6 protein-coding genes and 1 pseudogene are annotated in these 5,710 nt (G+C 72.8%); all 7 read left to right on the top strand.

What is annotated here, in order from left to right:
* Positions 1–36 precede the first annotated feature (36 nt).
* Entirely contained in the window at positions 37–843 is an 807-nt protein-coding gene (gene pyrF, locus L7D48_RS25015; protein ID WP_237882752.1) for an orotidine-5'-phosphate decarboxylase, read from the top strand.
* A gap of 303 nt (positions 844–1,146) precedes the next feature.
* Positions 1,147–1,470: an integration host factor gene (locus L7D48_RS25010; RefSeq protein ID WP_093656674.1), complete on the top strand. Its 324-nt coding sequence runs from the start codon at positions 1,147–1,149 to the stop codon at positions 1,468–1,470.
* Between the two features lie 38 nt (positions 1,471–1,508).
* Complete coding sequence (gene gmk, locus L7D48_RS25005; protein WP_237882750.1) at positions 1,509–2,066, top strand: guanylate kinase; 558 nt, start codon at positions 1,509–1,511, stop codon at positions 2,064–2,066.
* 131 nt (positions 2,067–2,197) lie between these two features.
* A complete protein-coding gene (gene rpoZ, locus L7D48_RS25000; RefSeq protein ID WP_237882748.1) occupies positions 2,198–2,470 on the top strand; it encodes a DNA-directed RNA polymerase subunit omega in 273 nt (90 codons plus the stop codon).
* 180 nt (positions 2,471–2,650) lie between these two features.
* The gene (gene coaBC, locus L7D48_RS24995; RefSeq protein ID WP_237882746.1) at positions 2,651–3,871 is read left to right on the top strand and encodes a bifunctional phosphopantothenoylcysteine decarboxylase/phosphopantothenate--cysteine ligase CoaBC; all 1,221 of its coding nucleotides are present in this window, start codon (positions 2,651–2,653) and stop codon (positions 3,869–3,871) included.
* A 237-nt stretch (positions 3,872–4,108) separates the two neighbouring features.
* Positions 4,109–5,317 (top strand): methionine adenosyltransferase, encoded by a 1,209-nt coding sequence (metK, locus tag L7D48_RS24990; RefSeq protein ID WP_237882744.1) that lies wholly within the window; start codon positions 4,109–4,111, stop codon positions 5,315–5,317.
* A gap of 103 nt (positions 5,318–5,420) precedes the next feature.
* Positions 5,421–5,710: pseudogene (locus L7D48_RS24985) on the top strand (primosome assembly protein PriA); the annotation flags it as partial.

Here is a 5,710-nt window from a genome sequence, read left to right as displayed (position 1 = left end):
CAGGCCCCCGGAGCCCCCGAGCCGTTCGGCGCCCGGCTGCGCCGCGCCCTGGACGACCGGGGCCCGCTGTGCGTCGGCATCGACCCGCACGCCTCGCTGCTGGCGTCCTGGGGCCTGGACGACGACGTGGCGGGCCTGGAACGGTTCACCCGCACGGTGGTGGACGCGCTCGCCGACCGGGTCGCCGTCCTCAAGCCGCAGTCCGCCTTCTTCGAGCGCTTCGGCTCGCGCGGCATCGCCGTCCTGGAGAGGGCGATCGCCGACGCGCGCTCGGCCGGCGCCCTGGTGCTCACCGACGCCAAGCGCGGCGACATCGGCTCCACGATGGCCGCCTACGCCGCCGCCTACCTGGATCCGGGCAGCCCGCTGTTCTCCGACGCCGTCACCGTCAGCCCCTACCTGGGCTTCGGCTCACTGCGCCCCGCCCTGGACGCGGCGCGGGCGGCGGGTTCGGGCGTCTTCGTCCTGGCCCTGACCTCCAACCCGGAGGGCGCCGAGGTGCAGCGGGCCACCGCCGGGTGCGGTGCGTCGGTCGCCCAGACGGTGCTGGACCACATCGCGCGGGAGAACGCCGGGGCCGATCCGCTCGGCCCGGTCGGCGCGGTGGTCGGCGCGACGCTGGAGGAGGCCGGCGCGGACCTGGCGGTCAACGGCCCGCTGCTGGCGCCGGGGCTGGGAGCCCAGGGCGCCACCGCGGCCGACCTGCCGAGGGTCTTCGGCGGCGCGGTGCGCAACGTGGTGCCGAGCATCAGCCGGGGCGTCCTGGGCCGCGGACCCTCTCCGCGGGCCCTGCGGGAGGCCGCGGCCAGGGAGACCGACGCCCTGCGGGAGGTCCTGGGCTGATCAGCCGGGGCAGAACCGGCGGGTCCGGAAAAACCGGGGCACCCCGCGGAATCGACCCTTCAACCACACCTGTTTGTCCGGAAAAGTCCAGGTCGGCTCAAGTCTGACCTGGACTTTTCCCCTGTTCTCGCTGACTCGGGCGCGATGGGCCGCTAGTCTCCGACGAGAGCACCGCGAATTCCGGGGTCCTCGCAGGTCCGGGGGGCGCCGGGGAACGTGTTGCTCGTTGCTCCGCAGGTGCGGGGCCACTAGGTTCCTCACCGACCAATATCCGACCAGTTCGACATCCGAGGTGACGTAGGCGTGGCTCTTCCGCCCCTTACCCCTGAACAGCGCGCAGCCGCGCTCGAGAAGGCCGCCGCGGCTCGCCGGGAGCGCGCCGAGGTCAAGAACCGACTGAAGCACTCCGGCGCCTCGCTCCACGAGGTCATCAAGCAGGGCCAGGAGAACGACGTCATCGGCAAGATGAAGGTCTCCGCCCTCCTGGAGTCCCTGCCCGGCGTCGGCAAGGTCCGGGCCCGCCAGATCATGGAGCGGCTCGGCATCTCCGAGAGCCGCCGGGTACGCGGTCTGGGATCCAACCAGATCGCCTCCCTGGAGCGTGAGTTCGGCGGCGGTTCCGCCTGACGTTTCCAGGCCCGCCTGGGAACCGGGATAATCGCCGTATGAGTGAACGTCCGCGACTGACCGTGCTCTCCGGCCCCTCCGGGGTCGGCAAGAGCACGGTCGTCGCTCATCTGCGCAAGGTCCATCCGGAGATCTGGCTCTCGGTGTCCGCCACCACCCGCAGGCCGCGCCCCGGCGAGCAGCACGGTGTCCAGTACTTCTTCGTGGACGACGAGGAGTTCGACAAGCTGGTCGCCAACGGCGAACTGCTGGAGTGGGCCGAGTTCGCGGGCAACCGCTACGGCACTCCGCGGCGGGCCGTGCTGGAGCGGCTGGAGGCGGGCGAGCCGGTGCTCCTGGAGATCGACCTCCAGGGCGCGCGGCTGGTCCGCGAGTCGATGCCCGAGGCGCAGCTCGTCTTCCTGGCCCCGCCCGGCTGGGACGAGCTGGTCCGCCGCCTCACCGGCCGCGGCACCGAGTCCCCCGAGGTCATCGAGCGGCGGCTGGCCGCGGCCAGGGTCGAACTGGCCGCCGAGTCGGAGTTCGACGTGACCCTGGTCAACACCTCCGTCGAGGACGTCAGCCGCGAGCTGCTAGCCTTGATGAAGGTTTCGTGATCGTCGCCGGAATCGTCACCGGAGGGCCGGGCAGGACAGCCGCCGGAATCCGGGACACCGGCAGGAGGCCTCCCGTACCGGGGCCCGGCCGGATCACCGCCCGTCTTATCCACCGCAGCGGAAGGTAGAGCGTGTCCTCTTCCATCAACACGCCCGAGGGCATCATCAACCCGCCGATCGATGAGCTGCTCGAAGCCACCGACTCGAAGTACAGCCTGGTGATCTACGCCGCCAAGCGCGCGCGCCAGATCAACGCCTACTACTCGCAGCTCGGCGAGGGCCTGCTGGAGTACGTCGGCCCGCTGGTGGACACCCACGTCCACGAGAAGCCGCTGTCGATCGCGCTCCGCGAGATCAACGCGGGTCTGCTGACCTCCGAGGCCGTGGACAACCCGACGCAGTGAGGCCCCGGCCGCCCACGGCGGCCGGCCGCACGAACGGCACCACCACCGCCACGGGCCCGGCAGCGCGGCTGCCGGGCCCGTGGTGTGTCATGGGTACCGGCGGAAGCGTCCCCGACGCGCCCGCCGCCGACGCGCGACAGTGAGCGGCCGACGGGCCGCCGAGCCGGGGAGAGGCGAGGGATGGACAGGTCCGACAAGCCCAGGGTGGTCCTGGGGGTCAGCGGCGGCATCGCCGCCTACAAGGCGTGCGAGCTGCTGCGGAGGCTGACGGAGTCCGGCCACGACGTACGGGTGGTGCCGACCGGGTCGGCGCTGAGGTTCGTCGGCGAGCCCACCTGGGCGGCTCTGTCGGGCAATCCCGTGACCACGGGGGTGTGGGAGGACGTCCACGAGGTCCCGCACGTGCGCATCGGGCAGGAGGCCGATCTGGTCGTCGTCGCGCCCGCCACCGCCGACACCCTCGCCCGGGCCGCCCACGGCCTCGCCGACGATCTGCTGACCAACACCCTGCTCACCGCCCGCTGCCCGGTGGTCTTCGCGCCCGCCATGCACACCGAGATGTGGGAGCACCCCGCCACCACCGAGAACGTGGCCACCCTGCGCCGCCGCGGCGCGGTCGTCATCGAGCCCGCGGTCGGACGGCTGACCGGCAAGGACACCGGCAAGGGGCGCCTGCCCGACCCCGGCGAGATCTTCGAGGTCTGCCGCCGGCTGCTGGCCCGCGGCTCCGCGCCCGGTCGCGACCTGGCCGGACGGCACGTCGTGGTCAGCGCGGGCGGCACCCGCGAACCGCTGGACCCGGTCCGCTTCCTGGGCAACCGCTCCTCGGGCCGGCAGGGGTACGCCCTGGCCCGCACCGCGGTGGCGCGCGGCGCGCGGGTGACCCTGGTGGCCGCCAACACCTCTCTGCCCGATCCCGCGGGCGCGGACGTGGTGCCGGTGGGCACCGCCGTGCAGCTGCGGGAGGCCGTGCTGAAGGCCGCCGAGGACGCGGACGCGGTGGTCATGGCCGCGGCGGTGGCCGACTTCCGGCCCGCCCGCTACGCGCAGGGGAAGATCAAGAAGCGGGAGGGACGGGAACCGGAGCCGGTCGCCCTGGTCCGCAACCCCGACGTCCTGGCCGAACTCTCGGCCGCCCGCCCCCGCCCCGGGCAGGTGGTCGTCGGCTTCGCGGCCGAGACCGACGACGTCCTGGCCAACGGCCGGGCCAAGCTCGCCCGCAAGGGATGCGACCTGCTGGTCGTCAACGAGGTGGGGGAGGACCGGACCTTCGGCGCGGAGGAGAACGAGGCGGTCGTCCTGGGCTCCGACGGCAGCGAGACACCCGTGCCGCACGGCCCCAAGGAGGACCTCGCCGACACGGTGTGGGACAAGGTCGTCCACATGCTGAACGCCGGGTGAGACCGGAGGCGGGCGGTCCGCATGGCCGTGCCACCAGGGCCGCGGGCCCCCGCCCGGCACGGCCTCTCCCCTTCGCGGGAGCCGTGTGGCACGTTGGTCGTGTGTCGGAGTGCGAGACGTCCTGGCGGATCCGCGATGAGCTGCGGATAAACTGACGGCGGACCGCGCTCGGGCCAGCCCGACGACCGGATCCGCACACCAAGTCAGCCAGCAGCCGCTGCAAACCCAGGGAGCGATGTGTCCCGCCGCCTGTTCACCTCGGAGTCCGTGACCGAGGGCCACCCCGACAAGATCGCCGACCAGATCAGCGACACCATCCTCGACGCCCTGCTGGAGCAGGACCCCACCTCCCGGGTGGCGGTGGAGACGCTGATCACCACCGGTCTGGTGCACGTGGCCGGGGAGGTCACCACCGCCGCGTACGCCGACATCCCCACCCTGGTGCGCAACAAGATCCTCGCCATCGGCTACGACTCGTCCAAGAAGGGCTTCGACGGGGCCTCCTGCGGGGTGTCGGTCTCCATCGGGGCGCAGTCCCCCGACATCGCCCAGGGCGTGGACACCGCCTACGAGACCCGGGTCGAGGGCGATGAGGACGAGCTGGACCGGCAGGGCGCCGGCGACCAGGGCCTGATGTTCGGCTACGCCTGCGACGAGACGCCCGAGCTGATGCCGCTGCCGATCCACCTGGCCCACCGGCTCTCCCGGCGGCTGTCGGAGGTGCGCAAGAACGGCACCATCCCCTACCTGCGCCCGGACGGCAAGACGCAGGTCACCATCGAGTACGACGGCGACAAGGCGGTGCGGCTGGACACCGTGGTGGTCTCCTCCCAGCACGCCTCCGACATCGATCTGGACTCGCTGCTGGCCCCCGACATCCGCGAGTTCGTCGTCGAGCACGTGCTGGGCGAGCTGGTGGCCGACGGGATCAAGCTGGACACCGCCAACTACCGGCTGCTGGTCAACCCCACGGGCCGGTTCGAGATCGGCGGGCCGATGGGGGACGCGGGCCTGACCGGCCGGAAGATCATCATCGACACCTACGGCGGCATGGCCCGCCACGGCGGCGGGGCGTTCTCGGGCAAGGACCCGTCCAAGGTGGACCGCTCGGCCGCCTACGCCATGCGGTGGGTGGCCAAGAACGTGGTGGCCGCGGGGCTGGCGTCCCGGTGCGAGGTGCAGGTGGCCTACGCGATCGGCAAGGCCGAGCCGGTGGGGCTGTTCGTGGAGACCTTCGGCACGGCCACCGTCGAGGTGGAGAAGATCGAGCAGGCCATCTCCGAGGTGTTCGACCTGCGGCCGGCCGCGATCATCCGCGACCTGGACCTGCTGCGCCCGATCTACTCCCGGACCGCGGCCTACGGCCACTTCGGCCGGGAACTGGACGACTTCACCTGGGAGCGCACCGACCGCACCGACGCCCTGCGCGCCGCCGCCGGGCTGTAACACCCCGCACGCGCCCGCACGCACCGGCCCGGCCCCCGCGTCTTTCCACCGGAAAGACGCGGGGGCCGGGCCGTGTCAGCGGGTTCTGGTAGGACTGAGGGCTGTGAGCAGCGACAACGGGCAGCCGGACAGGCCTTCGGCACAGGATCCGCCGGGAGGCGAGCAGCTCGCGCTGATCCGCGAGACCGTCCGCCGGGCCAAACCGCCCCGTGCCCGGCCGCGCACCTGGCGCGGCGCCGAGCTCGCCGAGCGCGACCCCGTCGCCCGCGTCCTGGTCGACAAGGGGCTGCTCCACCTCGACCGTCTCTTCGACTACGCCGTCCCCGCCGCCATGGACGCCGAGGCCCGGCCTGGGGCGCGGGTGCGGGTGCGCTTCGGCGCGGGGGAGCGGGG

The sequence above is a fragment of the Streptomyces sp. ICN903 genome (genome assembly GCF_022015835.1).
GTDB classification, from domain to species: domain Bacteria; phylum Actinomycetota; class Actinomycetes; order Streptomycetales; family Streptomycetaceae; genus Streptomyces; species Streptomyces fenghuangensis.
The sequence above is the reverse complement of the archived record's forward strand: the minus strand, read 5'-3'. Positions and strand labels throughout refer to the sequence as shown.